The sequence below is a fragment of the Jannaschia formosa genome (genome assembly GCF_003340555.1).
Classification (GTDB): domain Bacteria; phylum Pseudomonadota; class Alphaproteobacteria; order Rhodobacterales; family Rhodobacteraceae; genus Jannaschia; species Jannaschia formosa.
Window position 1 is genome coordinate 391481 of record NZ_QPLJ01000001.1, and the last position, 25640, is coordinate 417120.

A 25640-nucleotide genomic window follows, 5' to 3' on the forward strand; every position below is an offset into this window, starting at 1 on the left:
CCATGATCTTCGCCGCCGGCAAGGGCACCCGGATGCAGCCCCTGACCGATACCCGCCCCAAGGCGCTGGTCGAGGTCGCGGGCCGCCCGCTGATCGAGCATGCGCTCGACCAGGTCGCGGGCCCCGGCCCGCTGGTCGTCAACACCCATCACCGCGCCGCCCAGCTGGAGTCGCATCTCGCGGGCCGCCCCGGCGTGGCGACGCTCCGCGAGGAGGTCCTGCTCGAGACCGGCGGCGGCCTGCGGAACGCGCTCCCCCTGCTCGGCACTGGCCCCGTGCTGACGATGAACGCCGATGCGGTCTGGACCGGCCCGCGCGCCCGCGACACGCTGCTCGCCCATTGGCGGCCCGAGGCGATGGACGGTCTCCTGCTCATGGTGCCCCGGTCCCGCGCCCTGGGACAGGCCGGCGGCTCCTTCGCGCTGGGCGGGGACGGGCGCCTCGTCCGGGACCGCGAGGGGCTTGTCTATACCGGCGCCGGGATTGTGAAGACCGAGGGGCTCGCCGCCTTCCCGGACACCGTCTTCTCGCTCCGCGAGTTGTGGTTCGCGATGCTGGCCGAGGGGCGGCTTTCGGGCTGCGTCCACCCGGGCCACTGGGCCGATGTCGGCACGCCGGACGGGATCGCGCTGGCCGAGGCCATGCTCGGACAGACCGCGTGAGGGGACCGATCCGCGGCCTCTGGCACGAGCCGGTCGGCGTCGACTTCGCCCGCGCCGTCGCGCACGGCCTGCGCGCAAGGCTCGACCCCGCGCCCGAGGCGATGGCCCGGGTCACGCTGCTGACCAACACCAACCGCATGGCGACCCGCATCCGCGCCGCCCTGGCCGAGACCGGTCCGACCCTGCTGCCGCGCATCGGCCTCGTCTCGCAGCTCGACGCGCTGCTGCCGCCCGGCGCGGTGACGACGCAGCCGATCCGCCCGCTCGCCCTGCGCCTGCGCCTCACCCGGCTCGTCCGCGCCCTGCTCGAGGCGCAGCCCGGCCTCTCGCCTCCAGACGCCGCCTTCGACCTCGCCGGGACGCTGATGACCCTGATGGACGAGATCCACGAGGAGGGGATGGAGGCCGCGACGCTAGACGATCTCGACGTGAGCTCCCTGTCCGAGCACTGGCAACGCAACCTCCGGTTCCTGCAGATCGTCACCCGCTGGGCCGAAAGCGAGGGCATCCCGACGCCCGTCGACCTGCAGAACGAGGCGCTGGAGCGGCTGCTGGCCGCCTGGCAGGAGGCGCCCCCGGCGGACCCGGTGCTCATCGCGGGCTCGACCGCCTCGCGCGCGCCGACCCGGAGGCTGATCGACGGGGTCCTCGCCCTGCCACAGGGCGCCGTGATCCTGCCCGGGCTCGACACCGACATGCCGGGCCACGCCTGGGAGGGGCTGCTGACCGCGCCCGAGCCGCCGCACGGGCCGCAGGACCACCCGCAGTTCCGCCATGCAGCCCTGCTCGCGGCACACGGGATCCCGCGCGACGACTGCCCGAAATGGAGCGCCGAGCGTCCCGCCGCCCCAGCGCGCAACCGCCTGATCTCGCTCGCGCTGCGGCCCGCCCCCGTCACCGACGCCTGGCGCGCGGAGGGGCCGGAGCTGACCGACCTCGACGGGGCCTGCGCCGGGATCACCCTCGTCGCCGCGCCAAGCCCCCGGGCCGAGGCCGCCGCCATCGCGCTGGGCCTGCGCGCCGCGCTGGCCGAGGGGCGGCGCGCGGCGCTCATCACCCCCGACCGGATCCTCTCGCGCCAGGTCGCGGCCCAGCTCGACCGCTGGGGGATCGAGCCCGACGATTCCGCCGGGCGCCCGCTGGTCCAGTCGACGCCCGGGCGGCTGGTCCTGCATCTCGCCACGATGCTGGGCCGCCGGGTCGAGGCCGAGGCGCTGGCCATCCTGCTCGCCCATCCGCTGACCGCCGGCCGGGACCGCAACGCCCATCTCGTCCAGGCCCGTCGGCTGGAGACACGGCTTCTGCGCGACGGCCCCTGCCCCTTCCCCGACAGCGCCCGCGTCGCCGCCTGGGGCGCGGAGGCCGGGGCCGATCCGGCCTGGACCGCCTGGCTCTGCGGGCTGCTCGACACGATCGCCGCCCAGCCGGGCGAGACGCCCCTCGCCCGCCGCCTCGCCGCGCATCTCGACCTGATCCAGCGCCTTGCCGACGGGCCGGAGGGCGGCGGCGACCCCTGGGCGGGCGAGGCCGGGCGGCTTGCGCTGCGCGTGCTGACCGACCTGGCGCAGGCCGCGCCCGAGACGGCCGACCGCGCCATGACGGCGGCCGAATACGGCCGCATCCTCCACGCCTGCCTCTCGGGCGAGGAGGTCCGGGAAAGCTTCGCGCCCCATCCCGACGTGATGATCTGGGGGGCGCTGGAGGCGCGGGTGCGCAGCGCCGATCTCGTCATCCTGGGCGGGCTGACCGACGGCATCTGGCCCGACCACCAGGGGGCGGAGCCCTGGCTCAACCGCTCGATGCGCGTCGCCGCCGGGCTGCGCGTGCCCGAGCGGGTGACGGGCCTCTCGGCCCACGACTTCCAACTCGCCGCCGCGGGACCGGAGATCTGGTTCACCCGCGCCGCCCGCGACGCCGAGGCCGAGACCGTGCCCTCGCGCTGGCTCAACCGGATCGAGGGGCTGCTTCGCGGCATCGGCGAGACGGGGCAGGCCGCGCGCGATGCCATGGAGGCGCGCGGCGCCCACTGGCTGCGCCTCGCCGCCGCGCTCGACGCGCCCGCGGCGCAGGTCCCCCCGGCCCGCCGCCCGGCGCCCGTCGTTCCGGCCGCGGCCCAGCCCGACCGCCTGTCCGTGACGGCCATCGAGACCCTGATCCGCGACCCCTACGCGATCTACGCCCGCCACGTCCTCGGGCTGCGTGCCGCGAACCCGCTGCGCCAGTCGCCCGACGCCCGCCTGCGCGGCACCGTGGTCCACACGGCGATGGAGCGGTTCTCGAAGCTGCTTCCCGACGCCCTGCCCGAGGACGCCGCCCATCAGCTTCGCGCCACGCTCGAACAGGCGCTGCAGGACGAATCGCCCTGGCCCGCGATCCGCCACATCTGGCTGGGCAAGTTCGACCGGGTCATCGACGACCTGCTGGTGGCTGAGCGGACGCGCCGGGCCAAGGGCCGCCCCTCCGGCATCGAGGCGAAGGGCGCGCTCACCCTCCCGGCGCTCGGCTTCACGCTGACCGCCATGGCCGACCGCCTGGACGAGCGGGACGGCGGCGTCGCGATCTACGACTACAAGACCGGCACCCCGCCGACCGGGAACCAGATCGAGCATTTCGCCAAGCAGCTGCTGCTCGAGGCGGTGATGGTCGCCGACGGCGCCTTCCCGGCGCTCGGCCCCCGCCGCGTCGAGGAGGTCGCCTATCTCCAGATCGGATCGAAGTATCACGAGGTCGCCTTGCCGGTCGACGACGCCCTTCTGTCCGAGACCCGCGCAGGGCTCGTGGACCTGATCGGCGCCTACCGCGCGGGCCGCCCCTATGTCGCGCGCCTCGCCCCCGACGTGATCTCCTTCGCCAGCGACTACGACCACCTCGCCCGCTTCGGCGAATGGGACGACACCCAGCCCGCCCCGCCGGAGCCCGTCGCCCCATGACCGACGAGGCGACCCGCGCCCAGATCGCCGCCGCCGATCCCTCGGGCTCGGTCTGGCTGGCCGCCAACGCGGGCTCCGGCAAGACCCGGGTGCTGACCCAGCGCGTCGCCTGGCTGCTGCTGCAGGGCACCGCGCCCGAGCGCATCCTCTGCCTGACCTTCACCAAGGCGGCGGCGGGCGAGATGCAGAACCGGCTCTACAAGCAGCTCGGCGACTGGGCGATGATCCCGGACGAGGCGCTGCGCGCCCGGCTCTACGACCTCGGCGTGCGGCCCGGCGAGGTGACCAGCGCGCAGATGCGCCACGCCCGCACCCTCTTCGCCCGCGCCATCGAGGCGCCCGGCGGGCTGAAGATCCAGACCATCCACGCCTTCTGCGCCTCGCTCCTGCGCCGCTTCCCGCTCGAAGCGGGCGTCTCGCCCCATTTCCAGGAAATGGACGACGCGGCGGCCACGCGGCTCCATGCCGAGATCCTCGACCGCATGGCGGACGGCGCAGAGGCCCGGCTGGTCGACGCCATGGCCGCGCGCCTGTCGGACGCCGAGCCCAGCGCCTTCCTCGCCGCCGTGGCAAGGCACTGGACGCCCGGGCAGCCGCCCCTCGACGCACCCGCCCTGCGCGCCGCGCTGGGATTGGACGACGACACGCCCGAGACGATCCGCGACCGCGTCACCGGCGCCGACATGCTCGACATGGTCGAAAGCTTCCTCGGCGATGCCGAAAGCGCCCCAGGCAAGACGCTGAGCGACCTCGTCGCGGGCCTCAGGACCGCCGTGCAGGCCGCGCCCGAGGACCGCTGGGACATGCTGACCGGGCTGCTGCTCACCGCCAAGGGCGAGCCGCGCAGCACCGGCCGCTGGCCGAAAGCCGTCCAGGAGGGCGACCACGGCCCCCTGCCCGACCTCTTCGCGGACATGGCCGAGCGCGCCGCCGACGCCCGCCAGCGCCTCGCCGCGCTCCAGTCGCTCGACTACGCGGAAGCCCTCCACGCCTTCGCCCCCGCCTTCGCCGCCCGGCTGGAGGCCGCCAAGCAGGCGCGCGGCTGGCTCGACTTCGACGACCAGATCGGGCGGGCGCGCCACCTGCTCTCGACCGGGGCGATGGCGCAATGGGTGCTGTTCAAGCTCGACGGCGGGCTCGACCACATCCTCGTGGACGAGGCGCAGGACACCGCGCCCGCGCAATGGGACGTGATCCGCGCCCTCGCCACCGAGTTCGGCGCGGGCCATGGCGCGCGCCCCGATACGGTCCGCACGATCTTCGTGGTCGGCGACCGCAAGCAGTCGATCTATTCCTTCCAGGGCGCCGATCCCGGCGCCTTCGACCGGATGCGGGCCGAGTTCGCGCGCATCCTCCCGCCCGAGGCGGCGGTGCTCCGGGACCACGCGCTGCTGCATTCCTTCCGGTCCTCGGGGACGATCCTCGGCCTCGTCGATGCCGTCTTCGACCGGGAGTCCGGGCTGGGCGAGACGCCCGAGCACATCGCCTTCCACCCCGACCTTCCGGGCCGCGTCGACCTCTGGGCGCCGATCCCGAAGGAGAAGCCGGACAACTCCGACCGCAAGTGGTTCGACCCGGTGGACAAGCCCGCGGCGAACGACGCCGACGTGCAGCTCGCCCGCCGCATCGCCGACGAGATCCACGGCATGATCGCCGCGCGCACCCCCATCGTCCACAAGGGCCGGCGCCGCGCCGTTCGGGCCGGCGACATCCTGATCCTCCTGCAACGCCGGAGCGCGCTGTTCTACCACGTCATCGCCGCCTGCAAGGCGCGGGGCCTCGACCTCGCCGGGGCCGACCGGCTGAAGCTCGGCGACGACCTCGCCGTGCGCGACCTGGTCGCGCTCCTGACCTGGGCCGCCTCGCCCGGCGACGACCTCAGCCTCGCCGCCGTCCTGCGCTCCCCGCTCGCGGGCCTTACCGAGGCGGAGCTCTTCGCCCTGGCTCATGGCCGCAAGCGGCCGCTCTGGGACGTGCTGCGGGATTCGCGCCACGACACCACGCTCTTCGACGCGGTCCTGTCGGTGGCCGACATCCTGCGCCCCTACGAGATCCTGCAGCGCGTCCTCATCCGCCACGACGGCCGCCGCCGCCTGATCGCCCGCCTCGGGCCCGAACGGGAGGAGGCGATCGACGCCCTTCTGGGACAGGCCCTCGCCTACGAGCAGCTCGAGGTGCCCAGCCTCGCGGGCTTCCTCGGCTGGCTCCAGGCCGCCGACGTGGACCTGAAACGCCAGCCGGGCAGCAGCGCGATCCGGGTCATGTCCGTCCATGGCGCCAAGGGGCTGGAGGCGCCGGTCGTCATCCTGCCCGAGACGCAGAAGCGCAAGTCCCAGCCCATCGACGGCGTCTGCGCCCTGCCCGACGGGACGCCGGTCTGGCTGCCCCCCAAGGCGGGCCGCGCCCCCGCGCTGACCGCGCTGGCCGAGGCCCGAGCCCGCGCCGAGACCGAAGAACGCGACCGCCTGCTCTACGTCGCGCTGACCCGCGCCGAAAGCTGGCTGATCGTCGCCGCCGCCGGCGAGGTCGGGGACGCGCCCGGGGACAGCTGGTGGAAGGCCGTCGAGGCCGGGATGACGGCTCTCGGCGCCCAGCCCCATGGCAACGGCCTCCGCCTGCAATCCGGCGACTGGTCGCCCGTCCCCGCCGCCGCGGACCCGGGCGCCGCGCGGGTCCCGGCCCTCCCCGACTGGTGCCATGTCCCCGTCGCCCGGCCCCGGCTGTCGCCCAAGCCCGTCGCGCCCTCGGCCCTGCCGGGCGCCAAGGCGCTGCCCGGCGAAGGGCTCGACACCGAGGCGGCCATGGCGCGCGGCACCGCGATCCACCTGCTGCTGGAGCATCTGCCCGCGCTGCCCCCCGCCGACCGGGCCGCCGCCGCCGCCCGCCTGACGCAGGACGCAGAGGCCGCCGCCGAGGCCATCGCCGTGCTCGACGACCCGGCGCTGGCCCATGTCTTCGCGCCCGACACGCTGGCCGAGGTGCCCTTCGCCCTGCCCGCCGACGGAACGCATCCGGGCGTGACCGGCACGATCGACCGCATCGTCCTGACCCCGGGCCACGCCCTCATCGTCGACTTCAAGTCGAACGCCCAGGTGCCCGACGATCCCGCCGGGGTTCCCGCGGGCATCCTGGCGCAGATGGGCGCCTACAATGCCGCCGCACAGGCCATCTGGCCCGACCGCACCGTCGAACTCGCGATCCTCTGGACGCGGGCCCGGAGGCTCATGCCGCTGCCGCACGAGGCCGTGACGGCCGCCTGGAACGCCATTGACGCAACGCGGCCCGACCCCTAGCTAGGGTCTCCACCCCAGTCAGCCAGGAGATCCGCCATGGCCACCGTAGCCGCCACCGACGCCACCTTCGACGAGGTGGTCAAGCAGTCCGACATCCCGGTCATCGTCGACTTCTGGGCGGAATGGTGCGGCCCCTGCAAGCAGATCGGCCCGGCGCTGGAGGAACTGTCCGAGGAATATGCGGGCAAGGTCAAGATCGTGAAGGTCAACGTGGACGAGAACCCGCAATCGCCCGGCATGATGGGCGTGCGGGGCATCCCGGCCCTGTTCATGTTCAAGGGCGGCGAGGCCGTCGACCAGAAGATCGGCGCCGCGCCCAAGGCCGCGCTGAAGGACTGGATCGAGCGCTCCGTCTGACGTCCCCCTTACCCCGCAGGAACGCCCGCATCCCCCGGATCGCGGGCGTTTTTCGTTTGCGCTCGCGCATGCCGCGCGCGACCTTGCGCAAAAAACGGGAGAGGACCATGGCGAAACTCGACGGCTTCGGGACGGCGGCATATGGCGGCGACGGCTGGTCGGCGCGGCTCGACAGCCACCGGCAGGAGATGGGGACGATCTGGCGGGGCGGGATCGACAGCGAATGGCGCCGCCTGCGCGCGGTGCTGCTGCGCCGCCCGGGCGCGGAACTCGCCGCCGAGGATGTCGACGCCGCGCAATATCTCGAAGCCGTGGACGTGGGCCGCGCCGAGGCCGAGCATGACGCCCTGGCCCAGGCCTACCGCGACGAGGGGGTGGAGGTCCTGTCGGTCGCCGACACGCCCGATCCCACGCCCAACCGCATGTTCTGCGCCGACACCTTCGTGATGACGCCCGAGGGTGCGATCCTCGCCCGCCCCGCCTCGACCGTGCGCGCCGGCGAGGAGGTGGCGGTCGCCGCCGCGCTCGCCGCCGCGGGCGTCCCGATCCTGCGGACCCTGACCGGCACCGCCACCTTCGAGGGCGCCGACCTGATCTGGGTCGACGCGCGGACCTGCCTCGTCGGCCTCGGCCTGCGCACCAACGCCGAGGCTGCGCGCCAGATCACCGCGACCCTGGCCGAGATCGGGATCGAGGCCGTCACGGTCGACATGCCCTTCGGCACGATGCACCTGATGGGGATGCTGCGCGTCCTCGACCGCAACCTCGCCATCGCCTGGCCACGCCGCACCCCGCACCGCGCCGTCGCGCTGCTGCGCGAACGCGGCCACCGCGTCGCCTTCCTGCCGGACGAGGACACGGTGCAGGCCAATCGCGGGCTCAACGTCGTGGCGCTGGGGCCGCGCCGGGTGCTGATGCCGGCGGGCAACGACGCGATGCGCGCCTTCTACGAGGGTCATGGCGTCGACGTGCGCGAGACGCCCTGCTTCGAGCTTCGCAAGGCCGCGGGCGCCGTGGGCTGCCTGACCGGCGTCGTCGCGCGCGACATGGCCTGACCGTCGACGCCGCAGCGCGGAAACCCCGTCCCCGGTCCCGAACGCGGAGCACCCGCGCGCGCAACCCCTTCGACGCACCGTCCGCTCCGACGTCCGACGCGGATCACCCGTCGGTCACCCGCGGATCACCCCTCCGCCGAAGACGCGAAACCCCCGGGCGCAGCCTGCGCCCGGGGGTCGTTCTCTCCAAGAAGTGAGGGAGGGAGGTCAGCCCTTGGAGAATTCCGGATAGGCCTCCATGCCAAGTTCCGACACGTCGAGCCCGTTGATCTCGGCCTCTTCGGAGACACGGATCCCCATCGTCGCCTTCAGGATGAACCAGACGATCAGCGAGGTGATGAAGACGAAGGCGCCGATCGCGACGAAGCCGAGGATCTGCGTCCCGAAGGAGGCGTCGGCGGTGTAGACCGGAACCACCAGCGTCCCCCAGAAGCCGGCGATCAGGTGGACCGGGATGGCGCCGACGACGTCGTCGATCTTGAACTTGTCCAGCATCGGAACCGTGAAGACCACGATCACGCCGCCAACTGCGCCGATCCACAGCGCCCCGAACAGCGACGGGTCGAGCGGCCCGGCGGTGATCGAGACGAGGCCCGCCAGCGCGCCGTTCAGCACCATGGTCAGGTCGACCTTGCCGTACATGATCTGCGTCAGGATCAGCGCCGCGACGGCACCCGAAGCGGCCGCCATGTTGGTGTTGGCGAAGATCCGGCCGACATCGGTGATGTCGCCGACGGTGCCCGCAGCCAGCTGCGAGCCGCCGTTGAAGCCGAACCAGCCCAGCCACAGGATGAACGTGCCCAGCGTGGCGAGCGCGAGGTTCGAGCCCGGCATCGGCACGACCTTGCCGTCCTTCGCATACTTGCCGAGGCGCGGGCCCAGCACGATGGCACCCGCCAGCGCCGCGAAGCCGCCCGCCGCGTGGACCAGGGTCGAGCCGGCGAAGTCCGAGAACCCGGCTTCGGACAGCCAGCCGCCGCCCCACTGCCACGAGGCCTCGATCGGGTAGATGAAGCCCGTCAGCACGACCACGAAGATCAGGAACGGCCAGAGCTTGATGCGCTCGGCCAGGGTGCCCGAGACGATCGACGCGGTGGTCGCGCAGAACATCAGCTGGAAGAAGAAGTCCGACGCGACCGAGGCATAGTCCAGCGCGGCGGCGTCGGCGGCAAGGCCCACCGGCTCCAGCGAGGTGATCGAGAAGAACGGGCCGACATAGCCCGCCATCCACCAGCCGTCGCCCGGATACATCAGGTTGAAGCCGACCAGCCAGTACATGATCGCCGCGATCGAGAAGAGCGCGATGTTCTTGGTCAGCTGCGTCGTCACGTTCTTCGACCGCACGAGCCCCGCCTCGAGCATGGCGAAGCCCGCCGCCATCCAGAAGACGAGGAAGCCGCCGACGAGGAACAGCAGCGTCGTCATGATGTAGGGACCGATCTCGTCGAAGCCCGGCGCGACCGCCTCGACCTCCTCGACGACGACGGCCGTCTCCTGCGCGAAGCCCGTCAGCGGCAGCGCGGCAAGCGCGAGCCCGAGGGCGAATGTCTTGGTGTGGTTCATACTTTTTCCCCTGGACCCGTAGTCAGATCGCGTCGTCGTTCAGCTCGCCCGTGCGCACCCGCACCGCCTGCTGCACGTCGAGAACGAAGATCTTGCCGTCGCCGATCTTGTCGGTCTTGGCCGTCGAGGCGATCGTCTCGACGACCTGGTCGGCCATGGCCGACGAGACGACGATCTCGAGCTTCACCTTCGGCACGAAGTTGACGGCGTATTCCGCGCCGCGGTAGATTTCCGTGTGGCCCGACTGGCTGCCGAAGCCCTTGATCTCCGTGACCATCATGCCGCGCACGCCGAGGGCGGTGAGCGCTTCGCGCACCTCCTCGAGCTTGAACGGCTTGATCGCTGCGATGATGAGTTTCACGCGGTTCCCCTTCTCTCTCGGCCCCCTCGACGGCGGCCCGGACGGGGGCACATCACGAAGCCCGAGAGCCTCACGCAACGTCCGCCACCCCGCGCGACAGGTGGGGAATGGGCGGTTTTGCATATTTCTTGCACAAATCGGAGGCATTGCACGTAATTTAGGCAGTGCCGAAATGCTGCATTTGCGAAGGTTTCGCCCCGGATGCGCTCCACATCCGACTCGGTCGTGCCTATCTTGCGTCGACATGCGCGCGACCCGTCCCCGGGGTCCATGTCAGGGAACGAGCAGATGGCAAAGACACCGACCCGTTCCGGCAAGGGCCGGCTCGTCGCCGAGCGGCGGCGCTCCGCTCTGGCGGAGCCGAAGCGAAAGCCGAAGCCGAAGGCTGCGGAGAAGCCGCGCGCGCCCCGGCGTCGCGGCCTGCTGGGCTGGCTGCTCTGGCCCTTCGCCGTCCTTCTGCGCGTCTTCTGGGCCGTGGCCTGGCGCGGGGCGGTCGTCGTCGCCCTGATCGTCGCCGGCGCCGTCGCCTACAACTACGCCCGCATCCCCGACATGGCGTCGCTCGCCGACGGCCGCGCCCGCGGCTCGGTCACGCTGACCGACCGGTCCGGCGAGGTCTTCGCCTGGCGGGGCGACAATTTCGGCGGGCTGGTCACGACCGAGGGCGTGTCCGAACACCTCGTCAACGCCGTCGTGGCCAGCGAGGACAAGCGCTTCTACTGGCATCCCGGCGTCGACCCGCGCGGCATCGCCGGCGCGATGCGCACCAACATCCAGGCCGGGCGGGGGCCGTTCTCGGGCTCCGGCGGCTCGACGATCACGCAGCAGGTCGCCAAGCTGCTGTGCCTCGGGACCGACTGGACGCCCGCGACCGGCATGACCGAGGCCGAGTTCGAGGCCGATTGCCGCCGCGGCACAGTCTGGCGCAAGGTCAAGGAGATCCCCTACGCGCTGGCGCTGGAGCTCAAGTTCACCAAGGACGAGATCCTCGCCATCTACCTCAACCGCGCCTATCTGGGCGCCGGCGCGCGCGGCTTCGCGGCCGCCTCGCAGCGCTATTTCGGGACCTCGGTCGCGCGGCTCGATCCCCAGCAGGCGGCCATGCTCTCGGGCCTGCTGCCCGCCCCCAGCTTCTACGCGCCGACGGCCAATCTGGAGCGGGCGCAGGACCGCGGCGCTGTCGTGCTGGGGCTGATGCACGACCAGGGCTACCTGAGCAGTGCGGAGTATCAGCAGGCGCTGGCCAACCCCGCCACCCTGTCGCCCGCCGCCGGGCAGGACACCGGCGGCTATTTCGCCGACTGGGTGATGGAGACCGGGCCCGACTTCCTGACCAGCGACACGACCGAGGACGTCATCATGCGGACGACGCTGGACAAGGATATCCAGCGCGCCGCCGAAGAGGCGCTGGCCCACGTCTTCGAGACCCAGGTGCGCGACGGCTCCGAGGCGCAGGCCGCCATCGTCGTGATGAGCGCCGACGGCGCCGTGCGCGCCATGGTCGGCGGCCGCAACACCCGCGGCGCGGGGCAGTTCAACCGGGCGACCCAGGCGGTGCGCCAGACCGGGTCGGCCTTCAAGCCCTTCGTCTATGCCGCGGCGCTCGACCTCGGCTGGCGCTACGATTCGACGGTGTTCGACGGACCGCTCTCGATCCAGGTTCCCGGGTCGGGCATCTACTCGCCCGAGAACTACTCGCGGGAGTTCTTCGGCGAGGTCACCCTGACCGAGGCGCTGGCCCGCTCGCTCAACACCGCCGCCGTCCGCCTGTCCGAGAACGTCGGCCGTGACATCGTCCGCAAGGTCGCCGCCGATTTCGGCCTCGACCGCGAGATGGCCGACGGCCCCGCCCTGGCGCTGGGCGTCAGCGAGGCCACCCTGCTCGAGATGACCGGCGCCTATGCCGGCATCCTCAACGGCGGCACCAGCGTCACGCCCTACGGGTTGTCCTCGCTGACGCTGCGGGGCGAGCAGACGCCGCTTCTCGACCACGACAGCGGCCTGGGCGAGCGGGTCATCCAGGAAGACGCCGCGCGCCAGCTCGTCTACATGATGAGCCGCGCGGTCGAGGCCGGCACCGGCACCCGCGCCAGGCTGGAGGGCCGGCCGGTCGCCGGCAAGACCGGCACGACGCAGGCGGCGCGGGACGCGTGGTTCGTGGGCTTCACCGGCGACTACGTCGCGGGGGTCTGGATGGGCTATGACGACAACACGCCGCTGACGGGCGTCACCGGCGGCGGCCTTCCCGCCGAGATCTGGCACGAGACCATGACCCGCGTGCACGAGGGCACGCCGGTCACGCCGCTGCCGATGATCGACGTGGCCCGCGAGGCGCGCCCCGCCCCCCAGCCGCAGGCCCAGGCCCCCCGTCCGGCCCCGCAGCCACAGCCTCAGAGCGAGCCGGACCTGGCGGAGCGCATCCTGATGGACGTGCTGGGGACGGTTTTCGGAAGGGAATGAGTAACGAAGCCGTGCTAGGACTGTCCGCCAAGGCATGATCCCCGTTTCGGCGGGTCTTGGACCCGTGCTATGGCTTTTGGACCCGTCCGCGGGCGGGGCATCGGCCCGGGCACGGCGAACGAGGTCCCCGCGCGCGGGATCAAGGCAGGCGCCGCTCCGAAGGGGCCGGATACGAATCGCGAAAGGCGAGGGACGGGAATGAGACGACCGCAGACAGCCAGGCCGGATCTCGGCCAGCCGGAACTGACCGAGATCCGGCGCCGGTCGACCGGCCTTCTGGTCATGGTCTTCGTGTTCTCGATGGTCGTCAACGCGCTGATGCTAACCGGGCCGATCTACATGCTTCAGGTCTACGACCGCGTGCTGGGCTCCAGGTCGGAAGAGACGCTGCTGGCGCTGTCGGTGCTGGTGACCTTCCTGTTCCTGATGATGGGCATCTTCGACCACATCCGCGGCCGGGTGATGGCCCGGGTCGGCGCGCGGTTCCAGTCGGCGCTCGATGGCCGCGTGTTCCAGGCGCATCTGCGCCGCGCCGCCTTGATGCCGGGAGGCGCGGGCACCCGCAACCCGCTGCGCGACGTCGAGGCGGTGCAGCGGCTGATGGCCTCTCCGGTCTTCCTCGCGCTGTTCGACATCCCGTGGACGCCGCTCTTCATCGCGGCGATCTTCATCTTCCACCCCTGGCTCGGCTGGCTGGCCGTGGCGGGCGGGGCCGTCCTGATCTTCATCGCGATCCTCAACCAGATGACGACCTCCGGCCCGATGGCCGAGGCCAATCAGGCCACCGCCCGGGCGGAACTGACGGCCCAGCAGCTCGCCTCCGAGGCCGAACTCGTTCAGTCGCTCGGCATGCGCGGCGCGGCCTTCGAGCGATGGATGACGGCGCGGGGCAATTCGCTCCGGCAGTCGATGTCCCATTCCGACCGCTCGGGCATGTTCACCGTCACGACCAAGACGCTGCGCCTCTTCCTGCAATCGGCGATGCTGGGCCTCGGCGCCTATCTCGTGCTGCAGAACGAGATGACGGCGGGCGCGATGATCGCGGGCTCGATCCTCATGGGCCGGGCGCTCGCGCCGATCGAGATGGTGATCGGCCAATGGCAGATGGTTGCCGCCGCCCGCCGCGGGCGCCAAGGCGTGCTGGAGCTACTTGAGACCGTCGCCCCCGAGACGCCGCGCACACCGCTGCCCCGCCCCCGCGCGCTGCTTGTGGCCGAGAACGTCACCGTCGTGCCGCCCGGCGCGCAGCAGGCGAGCCTCCGCGCGATCTCCTTCACGCTCAAGCCCGGCCAGGCGATGGGGGTGATCGGCCCGTCCGGGGCCGGCAAGACCTCGCTCGCCAAGGCGATCTGCGGGGTCTGGCAGCCGGCGGGCGGGAAGATGCGGCTCGATAACGCAACGCTGGACCAGTACGACCCCGACGTGCTGGGTGGCTATATCGGCTACCTGCCGCAAACGGTCAGCCTGTTCGACGGCACCATCGCCGAGAACATCGCCCGGCTGCAGCCCGACGCCGACCCCGCGCGTATCGTCGACGCCGCCAAGAAGGCCGCCGCGCATGAGATGATCCTGGACCAGCCGGCGGGCTACGACACGCCGGTCTCGGCCGTGGGCGGACGGCTCTCGGGCGGACAGATCCAGCGCATCGGCCTGGCGCGCGCCATGTATGGCGACCCGGTGATCCTGGTCCTGGACGAGCCGAACTCCAACCTCGACAACGAGGGGACGATGGCGCTGAACCGCGCGATCCGCGGCATGAAGGATGAGGGCAAGTCCGTCATCATCATCGCCCACCGCCCAGCCGCGATCCAGGAATGCGAGCTTCTGCTGATGATCGACCAAGGCGTCCGCACTGCCTTCGGCCCGCGCGAGGAGGTGCTTCAGAAGATGGTCAAGAACCACGCCGAGATCACCCGCTCCCCCACCGCCGGAGGCGTGTCGTGAACAAGCAGCTTCCCGTCCGCGCGGCCACCGCCAGGCTGCCCGCAGCCCAGGCCGCCAAGGCCGAGCGTCCCGCCCAGGTCGCCGCCCGCTCATGGAGCGCGCGGCGCCAGCTGGTGATCGGCGTTCTGGCGCTTGCCATCCTGCTCGGCGGCTTCGGCTCCTGGGCGGTGATGGCGAACATCTCGGGCGCGATCATCTCGTCGGGCCAGATCGCCGTCGAGAGCAACCGCCAGGTCGTCCAGCATCCCGATGGGGGCGTCGTCGCCTCGATCGAGGTGCGCGAGGGCGACGTGGTCGAGGCGGGGCAGACCCTGCTGACGCTGGACCGCACGCTGCAGAACTCCGAGGCGCAGATCCTGCGCGACCAGCTCAACGAGCTCATCGCCCGCTCCGCCCGGCTCGAGGCGGAACGCGACGGGCTCGACACGCTGGACTTCCCCGAGGAGCTGCTGCAGGCCGCCGCGACCGACGCCGACACCGCTGCCGCGGTCGAGGGCCAGCAGCGCCTCTTCGAGGCCCGGCGCGAGACCTACGAGCGCGAGGCGGAGCAGCTGCTGCGCCGGAAGGAGCAGATCGGCAACCAGGTCGACGGCATCGAGGCCCAGTCCGAGGCGCTGGCGCTGCAGCTCGAATTCCTCCGCGAGGAGCTCGACGCCCAGCAGAGCCTGCTCGACCGCGGACTGGCCCAGGCCCCCCGCGTGCTGGGCCTGCGCCGCGAGGAGGCGCGCCTGCTGGGCCAGGTCGGAGAATTCGAGGCAGCCGTCGCCGAGCTGGAGGGCCGCGCCACCGAAATCGACCTGGAGGTGATCAAGCTCGGCAACCGCCTGCGCGAGGAGGCGATCAGCCAGCTCCGCGATCTCCAGTTCCGCGAGGTCGAGCTGGCCGAGCAGCTCCGCTCGATCGAAGAACGGCTCAGCCGGATGGAGATCACGGCCCCCGTCGCGGGCGTGGTCTACGGCCTGACCGTCTTCGCCCCCCGCTCGGTCATCCGCCCGGCCGAGCCGGTGCTGTTTCTCGTGCCGCAGGACCGGCCGCTGGTGATCCAGACCCGGGTCGACCCGATCCACATCGATTCGGTCTATCCGGGCCAGCCGGTGACGCTGCGCATGTCCAGCTTCGACGCGAACACCACGCCGGAACTGTTCGGCTCGGTCATCCGCGTCTCGCCCGACGCCTTCGTCGACGAAGCGACCGGCATCCCCTACTATCAGGCCGAGGTGCTTCCGAACGACGGCGAGATCGAACGGCTGCAAGGCGAGGTCCTGCTGCCCGGCATGCCGGTCGAGGCCTTCATCCGAACCGAGGACCGGACGCCGCTGGCCTATCTGATCAAGCCGCTGTCCGATTACTTCAACCGCGCCTTCCGGGAGTGACGCGCGGCGCTCACCGCCGCTCCGGCGGCGGCGCCAGCCCGTCCTGCGCCCGCTCCACGGTCAGCGCGTCCTGGGCGAGCCGGGCGTCCTCCAGCCGGTCCATCTCGGCCAGTGCCGCCTTCGTCCGCCCGAAATTCCGCAGCAGCGCCCTCCGCCAGGCCCGCCGCGCCGAGGCGGGCGACCAGGGCAGCCGGGCCTCCGCCAGCCAGGCGCGCAGCGGCGCGGGCAGCGCGTCATAGGCGGCCATGTTGTCGCGCTGCGCCTTGGACAGGCCGAGCGTGGTGCGCTGATTGCCCTGCATGGGCGGATAGATGGGTCCGATCCCACCCGCTGTCGAGGCCGGGGAACCCCCACCCCGGATCGCGCGTTTGTCACCAGCACATCCACCGCATCATCCACCGCGCTATCGAGGAGACACATCATGGAAGGATTGGGCTGGTTCGCCGCGATCATCGTCGGCGGTCTCGCCGGCTGGATCGCGAGCATGATCATGAAGGCCGACACGGGGCTGTTCCTGAACATCATCCTCGGGATCGTCGGCGCGATCATCGCGAACTTCCTGCTCGGGCTGCTCGGCTTCAGCGCCTCGGGAACCTGGATCGCGCAGATGATCGTCGGCATCATCGGCGCCTGCATCCTCATCTTCCTCGTCCGGGCGATCCGCGGCCGCTCCGCCTGACGCCCGCCCAGACCCGCCGCACGAGGGGCGTCGCCTGACCGGGCGGCGCCCTTCTCACGCCTGGGGCCGGTCGATGTTGACAGCGCCCCGCGCGCGACACACACCCGGGCGCATGTCCCAGAAGCCCAAGCGCCCGCACCACGTCTTCACCCTTCTCGTCGAGATCGGCCGCAAGGCCGGGGACGGGCTGCCCGAGGGCGCCTCGGGCGCGGCGCTCATGTGCTATGCCTCCGGGGTCGACGAGGAGGAGGCGGTGCGGGAGACCGTCGCCGTGCTGAAATCTGCCGACATGAATGTGCTGGAGGTCACCGGCTACGGCACGAGGGAAGAGCGCGAGGCCGAGGGCCACGACATCGACGAGGAAGAGGCCGCGCTGATGGCCCGGGCCCTCTCCGAGAACGCCGTCATCGTCGCGCAGACCACCATCCTGCGGGAGGACGAGGCATGAGCACCGATCCCATCGCGCTGACGCAGGCGCTGGTCCGCTGTCCCTCGGTCACGCCCGAGGAGGGCGGCGCGCTCGTCCTGCTGGCGGAGGTGCTGTCGGCGGCGGGCTTTGCCTGCACCCGGGTCGACCGGGGCGGCGTGCCGAACCTCTACGCCCGCTGGGGCGCGAAGGGGGGGCGCAGCCTCGGCTTCAACGGCCATACCGACGTCGTGCCGATCGGCGCGCGGTCCGACTGGACGCGGGACCCCTTCGGCGGCGAGATCGCGGAGGGATGGCTCTACGGGCGCGGGGCGACCGACATGAAGTCGGGCGTCGCGGCCTTCGCCGCCGCCGCCATCGACTTCGTGACCGAAACGCCGCCCGACGGGGCCGTGATCCTGGCCATCACGGGCGACGAGGAGGGGGCGTCGGTCGATGGCACCCGCGCCCTGCTCGACTGGATGGCGGCGGAAGGCGAGCGCATGGATGCCTGCCTCGTCGGCGAGCCGACCTGCCCGGAGCACATGGGCGAGATGATGAAGATCGGCCGCCGCGGCTCGATGTCGGCCTGGTTCACCTTCCGGGGCGTGCAGGGCCATTCCGCCTATCCGCACCGCGCCAAGAACCCCCTGCCCGCCATGGCCCGGCTGATGGCGGACCTGTCGGAGGCCGTGCTGGACGAGGGGACGGAGCATTTCGACCCCTCGACGCTGGCCGTGGTCACGATGGATGTCGGGAACGGCGCGACCAACGTGATCCCCGCCGAGGGGCGCGCGACGGTCAACATCCGCTTCAACGACAGCCATTCCGGCGCCTCGCTGACCGACTGGCTGCGTGGCGAGGCGGCGCGGGTCTCCGATGCGGCAGGCATCGGGGTCGGCGTCGAGGTGAAGATCTCGGGCGAAAGCTTCCTGACCCCGCCGGGGCCGCTCTCGGACCTCGTCTCCGCCGCGGTGGAGGCCGAGACGGGCCGCCTGCCGGTCCTGTCCACCTCCGGCGGCACGTCGGACGCGCGCTTCGTCAAGGATCACTGCCCGGTGGTCGAGTTCGGCCTCGTCGGCCACCGGATGCACGCCGTCGACGAGCGGGTCCGGGTCGAACAGATCGGCCAGCTCAAGGCGATCTACGGCCGGATCCTGAGCGGATGGTTCGGGCCGGCGGAAAGTTCCTGAAGAATTCTTGCCCGTGGCGGGTGGCGCGACGCTGCTCCGCCGGAATCGCGCGGGGCTGGCATCCGCCTCCGGCGGGCATTTTTGCGGAGCATCGAAAGGCTCAGGCCGCGCTTCGCTGTTCGGCGCGGCGCAGGAAGACCGGAGCGTCCTCGGGGCTGTCCTGCCATTCGTAGCCGCCGGCGGTGAAGGCGCGCAGGTCCGCCGGGTCGGTCAGGCGGTGCTCGGCCACGAAGCGGGCCATGGCGCCGCGAGCCCGCTTGGCGGCGAAGCTGACGATCTTCGGGCCGCCGGGCCTGTCCTCCAGGAAGGTCGGCGCGATGACCCTGAGCTTCAGCGCCTTCGGCGCGACGGCGCCGAAATATTCCTGGCTTGCGCAGTTGAGCAGCAGGCTGGTGCCTGCCGCCTCCGCGTCCGCGTTCAGCGCCTTCGCGATGCGGTCGCCCCAGAAGGCGTAGAGGTCGCGGCCCCGGAGGGTGTTCAGCCGGCTGCCCATCTCCAGCCGGTAGGGCCTGATGGCGTCGAGCGGGCGCAGCAGGCCATAGAGCCCCGACAGGATGCGCAAGCTCCCTTGAGCGTGGCGCAGCGCGTCCTCGGACAGGCTGCGGCTGTCGAGCCCTGCATAGGTGTCCCCGGCAAAGAGGAAGAGCGCGGGCTTTTCCGCGGCGGTCTCCCAGTCGCGGTAACGGTCGCGGTTGAGCCGCGCGAGATCCTCGGAGATCGACATCAGCGCCCGCAGTTCCCTGAGCGTCAGCCGCTTTGCCCGGGTGACGAGCTTCGCCGTGTCCTCGGGGAAGCGAGGCTCCGTGGCGGGCAGGTCCACCGGCGTCGGGTCGAGCGACTTGGCGGGCGAGATGACGGTGAGCATGGGTGCGGTCTCCTATCGCGGGCAAACTAGCCGCCGCGGCCGCGCGCGCAAGCCGTTCAGGCCTCCCGAAGCACCTCGAGGAAGGCGTCGGCGAAGCGGTCGGCATGGCGCGCGCCGAGGATGCGGTCCAGCGCGGCGCGGTCGGCCGGGGCGCGGGCGACCTTGGCCAGTTGCGACGAGGAGCAGGTCATCGGCTTGTCGGTGCCATCCTCCCCCCGCGCGAGATCGGCCTGAACGGCGAGCAGGCGGTCGTAGATCGCCCCCTCGCCGCGCCCGGCCAGCTTGCGACGGGCGGGATGGACCTCGTCCGGCATCTCGCCGGTGACGACGGCGAGGAAGGTCGCGCCGTAGCGTTCCAGCTTGGTCGCGCCGACGCCGGAGATGCGGGCCATCTCGTCCAGCGTGGCGGGCCGCGTTTCGGCCATCTCGATCAGGGTGCGGTCGGTGAAGACGACATAGGCAGGCACCCCCTGCGCCTCGGCCAGGGCGCGGCGCTTGGCCTTCAGCGCGGAGAGCAGCGGCGCGTCCTCCTCGCCGACCAGCTGCCTGACGGCGGGGCGTCGCTCCGCCCGCCTGATGGTGTCGCGGCGCAGCGTCACCTGCGCCTCGCCGCGCAGGACGGGGCGCGCGCCCTCCATGAAGCGCAGGGCGCCGTGGCGTTCCGGGTCCGGGCGGACGAGATCGAGCCCCATCATCTGCCGGAACACGGCCTGCCACTGGTGCTTCGGCGTGTCGCGACCCACGCCCCAGGTCGGCAGGCTCTCATGCCCGAAGCGGCGGGTCTTGTCGGTCTCCGTCGCGGTCAGCACGTCGATCAGGTGGCCGGTGCCGAAGCGTTCGTCGGTGCGCAGCATGGCCGACAGCGCCATGCGCACCTCGGTCGTGCCGTCGAACAGCTCCGGCGGGGCGGCGCAGAGGTCGCAATTGCCGCAGGGCGCGGTCTGCTCGCCGAAGAAGGCCAGCAGCGAGACGCGGCGGCAGACCTGCGCCTCGGCCAGGCCCAGCAGCGCGTTGAGCCGGCCGTGATCCGCGGCCTTCATCTCGGGCGGGGCCAGTCCCTCGTCGATCTGCTGGCGGCGGAAGCGGATGTCGTCGGCGCCGAACAGCGTCAGCGTGTCGGCGGGGGCGCCGTCGCGGCCGGCGCGGCCGATCTCCTGGTAGTAGCTTTCGACCGACTTGGGCAGGTCGGCATGGGCGACCCAGCGGATGTCGGGCTTGTCGATGCCCATGCCGAACGCGACGGTGGCGACGACGATCAGCCCGTCCTCGCGCTGGAAGCGGGTCTCGACGGCGCGGCGATCCTCGGCCTCCATCCCCGCGTGATAGTGGCAGGCGGCATGGCCCTCGTCGCGGAGGGCCTTCGCCAGACCCTCCGTCTTGGACCGCGTGCCGCAGTAGACGATGCCCGACTGGCCGCGCCGGGCGGCGGCGAAGGACAGGATCTGGCGGCGGGGCTGGTTCTTCGGTTCGAAGGCGAGCGCCAGGTTCGGCCGGTCGAAGCCGTGCAGGAAGATCTCGGGCGTGCCGTCGAACAGGCGGCGCGCGATCTCCTCGCGGGTCTCGGCATCGGCGGTCGCGGTGAAGGCGGCGAGCGGCACGCCGAGCGTCTGGCGGAGCGCGCCGATCCGCAGGTAGTCGGGGCGGAAGTCGTGACCCCACTGGCTGACGCAATGCGCCTCGTCTACGGCGATGAGGGTGCAGTTCGCGCGCTTCAGCATCCGCTCGGTGCCGGTCGAGGCCAGCCGCTCCGGCGCGATGTAGAGAAGCTTCAGCCGACCGTCCTCGATGGCCCGCCAGACCTCCTCGGTCTCTTCCTCGGTATTGCCCGAGGTCAGGGCGCCCGCCGCCACCCCCGCCTCCTGCAGGCTGCGGACCTGGTCGCGCATCAGCGCGATCAGCGGCGAGATGACCACCGTGAGACCTTCGCGGCAGAGCGCGGGAAGCTGGAAGCAGAGCGACTTGCCGCCGCCCGTCGGCATGATCGCCAGCACGTCGCGGCCCTGCATGACCGCCGCCACGATCTCGGCCTGACCGGGACGGAAGGCGTCGAAGCCGAAGACGGAGGCGAGCAGGGCCCGGGGATCGGGCGGCGCCGCAAGATCGGAGAGATCGGTCATGGGACCGCAAGTCCCACACCTCGAATCGCCAGGCAAGGGAGGGCGGCACCCTCCCCCTGCGTCAGAGGAACCCGCCGAGCCCCCGCACCGTCGCGAGGCCGATCTCGACGCCCAGGGCGATCGTAGGGGCGTTCAGCATCAGCCCGCAGCACACCGCCGTGGCAATCCCGAGCGTGTACAGCCGCTCGCGCCTGCCCCGCTCTCGTTGCACCTCGGCCTGGACGGACGCGGTGCGGAAGGCCTGGCGCAGTTCACGATCGGTTGCCGGGGCACGCGGTACCGGTGAGGAGACTTGCCAGATCACGGGCTCGAGCTGCGACATCGACGGGACGACCTCCTTTTTCCTGGCGCGCGAGTCGGGGGCGCTGTGAGGACGATCTGCCGAAGGAGTAGGGCAATTTTTGGGCGATAGGTCAGGATCTTCCAGCCAGTGTAACGACCGTCCCGCCATAGGTGCGGGTGTCGAGACAGACGAGTCCCTCCGGCAGGACGGGCGGGGCCGACTCCTCCCAGACGATCAGAGCGCCGGGGGCGACCCAGCCCGCCGCCAGAAGCGCGGTCATCGCGGCCTCGCCCAAGGCGCGGCCGTAGGGCGGGTCGAGCAGGACCAGGTCGTGCGGCGTGCCGGGGCCGGGACGGCGGGCGTCTCGGGCGACGATGCGGGCCGGCGCCTCCAGCAGGGCGATGTTCTCGCGCAGGAGGTTCAGCGCCGGCCGGCCCTGCTCGAGGAAGGTCGCCTCGGCGGCGCCCCGGCTCAGCGCCTCGAGCCCCAGCGCACCGGTGCCCGCGAAGACGTCGAGCACGCGCGTGCCGTCCAGCGCGGCCGCGTGGCCGCCGTTCTGGATCAGGTTGAAGATCGCCTCGCGCACCCGGTCGGAGGTCGGCCGCAGGCGCGCGGCCGCGTCGCCCTTGCCGACCGTGGCCAGGCGGCGGCCACGCCAGCGGCCCCCGACGATCCTCATCGCCGCCTCACGCCATCAGGCTCTTGATCGGGACGCCTGCGTCGGCCACCGCCGCCGGATCGGGCGAGCGCCCGGCCTCGATCAGGCGCTTGCCGACCATGTAGGCGCGCGGGTCGTTCATCGCATCGACCGCAAGCAGCCGGTCGCCCGCGTAGTACCAGTGCGACCGGCCCGCGTCGTCGCGGGCGACGACCCGGTCGAAGCCCGTGTTCAGCCCCGCGATCTGGAGCTTCACCTCATACTGGTCCGACCAGAACCACGGCTTCGCGACATAGGGCTGCCCCGCCCCCAGCAGGTTGCGCGCCACGGCCTCCGCATGGTCGATGGCGTGCGGGACGCTTTCGAGCCTGACATGGGCGCCGCCGAAGGGGAAGGACGCGCAATCGCCTGCGGCCCAGACGCCCGGAACGGAGGTGCGGCCCAGCTCGTCCACCAGGATCCCGTTCGCACAGGCGATCCCCGCCCCCTCGGCCAGATCGGTGACGGCATGCGCCCCGATCCCTGCGAGGACGAGATCGACCGCGATCTCGCTTCCGTCGGTGAGCCGCGCGCCCTCGATCCGGCCCTCGCCCAGCAGCGTGTCGAGCCCGACCCCCTCGCGCAGGTCGACCCCGTGATCGCGGTGGAGCTTGCGGAACCAGTCCGCCGTGTCCTCGCAGGCGACGCGGGACAGCAGGCGGACGCCCAGCTCGACCAGCGTGACCTCCAGCCCGATCTTGCGGGCCACCGCCGCCGCCTCCAGCCCGATATAGCCGCCGCCGACGACCAGCATCCGGCGGCCCGCCACCATCTCGGGGGCGAGCGCGTCGATATCGGCGAGCGTCCGGATCGTGTGCACGCCCGGCAATCCGGCGGTGCAGCGCGCCGGCAGTCGGTTCGCGGCAGAGCCGGTGGCGAGGATCATCGCATCCCAGCTTTCGGTCCCGCCGGCATGGGTCAGGGTCCGCGCGCCAGGGTCCAGCGCAGTCACCCGCGCGCCCAGATGCAGCTCCACGCCCAGTTCGTCGTAGAAGGCGCGCGGGCGCAGATGCAGCCGCTCGCGCTCCATCTCGCCCAGCAGGTAGGCCTTCGACAGCGGCGGGCGCTGGTAAGGGAGATGCGGCTCGTCGCCCCACAGCGTCAGGCGCCCGGCATGGCCCGCCTTGCGCAGGGTCTCGACCGCCACGGCCCCGGCCTGGCCCGCACCGACGACGGCGATGTGATCCATGACGCTGCTCCCTGGCCCTGCCCCTGCGGCCAGCTATAACGCTCCGGGAGAGAGTTCAAACGCGAGGGACGCGACATGACCATCACCACGGGCGACCGGCTGCCGGAGGCCGACCTGATCCGACTGGGCGGCGAAGGGCCGGAGGCGGTGTCGCTGTCCGAGCTGACCGACGGCAAGACCATCGCGATCTTCGCCGTGCCCGGCGCCTACACGCCGACCTGCTCGGCGGCCCACGTGCCGAGCTTCATCCGCACCAAGGACAAGTTCGCGGCCAAGGGCGTCGACACCATCGTCTGCGTCTCGGTCAACGACCCCTTCGTGATGAAGGCCTGGGGCGAGACGACCGGCGCGACCGAGGCCGGGATCCACATGCTGGCCGATGCGGACGGGTCCTTCACCAAGGCGATCGGACTGTCCTTCGACGCGCCGCCCGCAGGGCTGATCGGCCGCTCCCGGCGCTATGCCATGCTGGTCGAGGACGGGACGGTCAAGGCGATCCATGTCGAGGAGAGCCCGGGCGTCTGCGACGTCTCGGCCGGCGAGTCGCTCCTGAAGGAGCTGTAGAAGGGCAGCCCCGCGCGCGCCGCGCCGACTGCGGAGGTCGCGCGCGGGGCCGCGCAATTATCGGGCAGATCGGCGGCCATCCGGAAACAGGAGCGGCCGCCCCCTTGCCCAGGTGTCGGCCGGCTGCCTAGCCTGAAGGACCCGCAACCTCCGGAAGGGAAGGGTCTGCCATGGGCTTTCTCGACGCGATCTTCAACCTGATCAACGATTTGACCTGGGGCTGGGCACTCGTCCCGTTCCTCGTCGTGATCGGCGTGTTCTTTACCGTGACGACCGGCTTCGTCCAGTTCCGGTTCTTCAGGCGCATGTTCCGCGTTCTCCGCCCCAACGATCCGGGCGCCGATCCGAACGCGATCTCGGCGCGCGAGGCGCTTCTGATCTCGGTCGGCGGGCGCGTCGGCGGGGGCAACATCGCGGGCGTGGCGGTGGCGATCTCGCTCGGCGGCCCGGGCGCCGTCTTCTGGATGTGGGCCATCGCGCTGATCGGCATGGCGACGAGCCTGATCGAGTCGTCCCTGGCGCAGCTCTACAAGCGCCGCGACCCCGACACCGGAGAGTTCCGGGGCGGCCCCGCCCGTTCCATCATCCACGGCCTGGGCGAGGAATACCGCTGGCTCGCCGTGCTCTACGCGATCTGCCTCATCGCGTCCTTCGCGATCGGCTTCAACGCCTTCCAGGGCAACACCGTCGCCGGGGCCGCGGCCGACAGCTTCGGCATCGACCGGGTGATCACCGGCATCGTGCTGACCGTCGGCACCGGGCTCATCGTCTTCGGCGGCATCCACCGGATCGCCAAGGTGGCCGACAAGATCGTGCCGGTGATGGCGGTGGGCTACCTCGCGCTGGCGGCGATCATCATCGTCCTCAACCTCTTCTCGGTCCCCGCCGTGCTGTGGGACATCGTCGCCAACGCCTTCGGCCTGCGCGAGGCGGTCGGCGGCGGCATGGGCGCGGCGCTGGCGCAGGGCTTGCGGCGCGGGCTGTTCTCGAACGAGGCGGGGCTCGGCTCGGCCCCGAACGTCGCGGCCACGGCCGCCGTGCGCCACCCCATCAGCCAGGGCATAACCCAGTCGCTGTCCGTCTTCATCGACACGATCCTGATCTGCACGGCGACGGCGCTGGTGATCCTGCTGGGCGACGTCTACGTGCCGGGCAACGAGATCGACGGCGTGGTGCTGACGCAGCAGTCGCTGGCCTCGCATCTCGGCGGCTGGACGAGCTATGTCCTGACGATCGCCATCCTGCTCTTCGCCTTCAGCTCGATCATCTACAACTACTACCTGGGCGAAAACGCGCTGTCGGTGCTGACCGACCGGAAGATCGCGGTCCAGGTGCTGCGGTTGGCGATCATGGGCATCGTGTTCCTCGGCGCGGTGGCGCCGAACGCGATGGCGGTGTTCTCGTTCTCGGACCCGATGATGGGCATCCTGGCGGTGGTGAACCTGCTGGCGCTGATGATGCTGTTCCCGACCGCCAAGCGCATCCTCGACGACTTCCGCGCGCAACTGGCCGCCGGGGTGGAGCGGCCCGTCTTCGACCCCGACAGGTTCGCGGATCTCGATATCGACCGGACCGCCTGGACCGGCAAGGCGCCGGAGCCCTTCGTGCCGCCCGCCCGGCCCGGCGCGGCGGCCTCGCCCGCCGAGTAG

21 protein-coding genes are annotated in these 25640 nt (G+C 71.7%); 13 read left to right on the forward strand and 8 right to left on the reverse strand.

The window, feature by feature from the left end; genetic code table 11:
- Positions 1–2: 2 nt before the first annotated feature.
- From DR046_RS02020 to DR046_RS02040, 5 genes are all read left to right on the forward strand, one after another.
- The gene (locus DR046_RS02020) at positions 3–662 is read left to right on the forward strand and encodes a nucleotidyltransferase family protein (RefSeq protein WP_115379739.1); all 660 of its coding nucleotides are present in this window, start codon (positions 3–5) and stop codon (positions 660–662) included.
- On the forward strand, positions 659–3592 hold the full coding sequence (addB, locus tag DR046_RS02025) for a double-strand break repair protein AddB (protein ID WP_115379415.1): 2934 nt from the start codon (positions 659–661) through the stop codon (positions 3590–3592). Before DR046_RS02020 ends, addB begins: the two co-directional genes overlap by 4 nt.
- The gene (addA, locus tag DR046_RS02030) at positions 3589–6885 is read left to right on the forward strand and encodes a double-strand break repair helicase AddA (RefSeq protein ID WP_115379417.1); all 3297 of its coding nucleotides are present in this window, start codon (positions 3589–3591) and stop codon (positions 6883–6885) included. Before addB ends, addA begins: the two co-directional genes overlap by 4 nt.
- 36 nt (positions 6886–6921) lie before the next feature.
- A complete protein-coding gene (trxA, locus tag DR046_RS02035) occupies positions 6922–7242 on the forward strand; it encodes a thioredoxin (RefSeq protein WP_115379419.1) in 321 nt (106 codons plus the stop codon).
- Between the two features lie 107 nt (positions 7243–7349).
- A complete protein-coding gene (locus tag DR046_RS02040) occupies positions 7350–8297 on the forward strand; it encodes a dimethylarginine dimethylaminohydrolase family protein (RefSeq protein ID WP_115379421.1) in 948 nt (315 codons plus the stop codon).
- Between the two features lie 207 nt (positions 8298–8504).
- On the opposite strand, the gene DR046_RS02045 is transcribed toward DR046_RS02040, so the two are convergent.
- Together DR046_RS02045 and DR046_RS02050 are read right to left on the reverse strand one after the other, a co-directional pair.
- On the reverse strand, positions 8505–9860 hold the full coding sequence (locus tag DR046_RS02045) for an ammonium transporter AmtB (RefSeq protein ID WP_115379423.1): 1356 nt from the start codon (positions 9858–9860) through the stop codon (positions 8505–8507).
- Between the two features lie 22 nt (positions 9861–9882).
- Positions 9883–10221: a P-II family nitrogen regulator gene (locus tag DR046_RS02050; RefSeq protein ID WP_115379425.1), complete on the reverse strand. Its 339-nt coding sequence runs from the start codon at positions 10219–10221 to the stop codon at positions 9883–9885.
- Between the two features lie 288 nt (positions 10222–10509).
- Between DR046_RS02050 and DR046_RS02055 the strand changes: the two genes are divergently transcribed.
- The 3 genes from DR046_RS02055 (at position 10510) to DR046_RS02065 (ending at position 15998) form a co-directional block, all read left to right on the forward strand.
- Positions 10510–12681, forward strand: coding sequence for a transglycosylase domain-containing protein (locus tag DR046_RS02055; RefSeq protein WP_115379427.1), 2172 nt, complete (start codon positions 10510–10512; stop codon positions 12679–12681).
- Positions 12682–12879: 198 nt separating this feature from the next.
- Complete coding sequence (locus DR046_RS02060; protein ID WP_115379429.1) at positions 12880–14625, forward strand: type I secretion system permease/ATPase; 1746 nt, start codon at positions 12880–12882, stop codon at positions 14623–14625.
- Positions 14626–14660: 35 nt separating this feature from the next.
- The gene (locus tag DR046_RS02065) at positions 14661–15998 is read left to right on the forward strand and encodes an HlyD family type I secretion periplasmic adaptor subunit (RefSeq protein WP_115379741.1); all 1338 of its coding nucleotides are present in this window, start codon (positions 14661–14663) and stop codon (positions 15996–15998) included.
- A 10-nt stretch (positions 15999–16008) separates the two neighbouring features.
- On the opposite strand, the gene DR046_RS02070 is transcribed toward DR046_RS02065, so the two are convergent.
- Positions 16009–16299 (reverse strand): DUF6525 family protein, encoded by a 291-nt coding sequence (locus DR046_RS02070; protein WP_115379430.1) that lies wholly within the window; start codon positions 16297–16299, stop codon positions 16009–16011.
- 120 nt (positions 16300–16419) lie between these two features.
- On the opposite strand from DR046_RS02070, the gene DR046_RS02075 reads away from it, so the two are divergent.
- The 3 genes from DR046_RS02075 to dapE all read left to right on the forward strand — a co-directional run bounded on the left by DR046_RS02075 (position 16420) and on the right by dapE (position 18276).
- Complete coding sequence (locus DR046_RS02075; RefSeq protein WP_115379432.1) at positions 16420–16677, forward strand: GlsB/YeaQ/YmgE family stress response membrane protein; 258 nt, start codon at positions 16420–16422, stop codon at positions 16675–16677.
- A 112-nt stretch (positions 16678–16789) separates the two neighbouring features.
- Complete coding sequence (locus DR046_RS02080) at positions 16790–17125, forward strand: DUF8846 family protein (RefSeq protein WP_115379434.1); 336 nt, start codon at positions 16790–16792, stop codon at positions 17123–17125.
- The gene (gene dapE, locus DR046_RS02085) at positions 17122–18276 is read left to right on the forward strand and encodes a succinyl-diaminopimelate desuccinylase (protein ID WP_115379436.1); all 1155 of its coding nucleotides are present in this window, start codon (positions 17122–17124) and stop codon (positions 18274–18276) included. The genes DR046_RS02080 and dapE overlap by 4 nt, the downstream gene beginning before the upstream one ends.
- A gap of 100 nt (positions 18277–18376) precedes the next feature.
- Here the strand turns inward: dapE and yaaA are convergent, their stop codons facing one another.
- The 5 genes from yaaA to DR046_RS02110 all read right to left on the reverse strand — a co-directional run bounded on the left by yaaA (position 18377) and on the right by DR046_RS02110 (position 23427).
- Positions 18377–19141 carry a peroxide stress protein YaaA gene (gene yaaA, locus DR046_RS02090; RefSeq protein WP_115379438.1) on the reverse strand — a complete coding sequence of 255 codons (765 nt, stop codon included), beginning with the start codon at positions 19139–19141 and terminating at the stop codon, positions 18377–18379.
- A 56-nt stretch (positions 19142–19197) separates the two neighbouring features.
- Complete coding sequence (gene recQ / locus DR046_RS02095; protein ID WP_115379440.1) at positions 19198–21258, reverse strand: DNA helicase RecQ; 2061 nt, start codon at positions 21256–21258, stop codon at positions 19198–19200.
- A 61-nt stretch (positions 21259–21319) separates the two neighbouring features.
- Positions 21320–21580, reverse strand: a complete 261-nt coding sequence (locus DR046_RS02100; protein WP_115379442.1) for a hypothetical protein — start codon at positions 21578–21580, stop codon at positions 21320–21322.
- A gap of 91 nt (positions 21581–21671) precedes the next feature.
- Positions 21672–22220: a 16S rRNA (guanine(966)-N(2))-methyltransferase RsmD gene (gene rsmD, locus DR046_RS02105; RefSeq protein ID WP_115379444.1), complete on the reverse strand. Its 549-nt coding sequence runs from the start codon at positions 22218–22220 to the stop codon at positions 21672–21674.
- A 7-nt stretch (positions 22221–22227) separates the two neighbouring features.
- Entirely contained in the window at positions 22228–23427 is a 1200-nt protein-coding gene (locus tag DR046_RS02110; RefSeq protein ID WP_115379446.1) for an NAD(P)/FAD-dependent oxidoreductase, read from the reverse strand.
- Between the two features lie 75 nt (positions 23428–23502).
- Between DR046_RS02110 and DR046_RS02115 the strand changes: the two genes are divergently transcribed.
- Positions 23503–23991, forward strand: coding sequence for a peroxiredoxin (locus DR046_RS02115; protein WP_115379448.1), 489 nt, complete (start codon positions 23503–23505; stop codon positions 23989–23991).
- 170 nt (positions 23992–24161) lie between these two features.
- Entirely contained in the window at positions 24162–25640 is a 1479-nt protein-coding gene (locus DR046_RS02120; RefSeq protein WP_115379450.1) for an alanine/glycine:cation symporter family protein, read from the forward strand.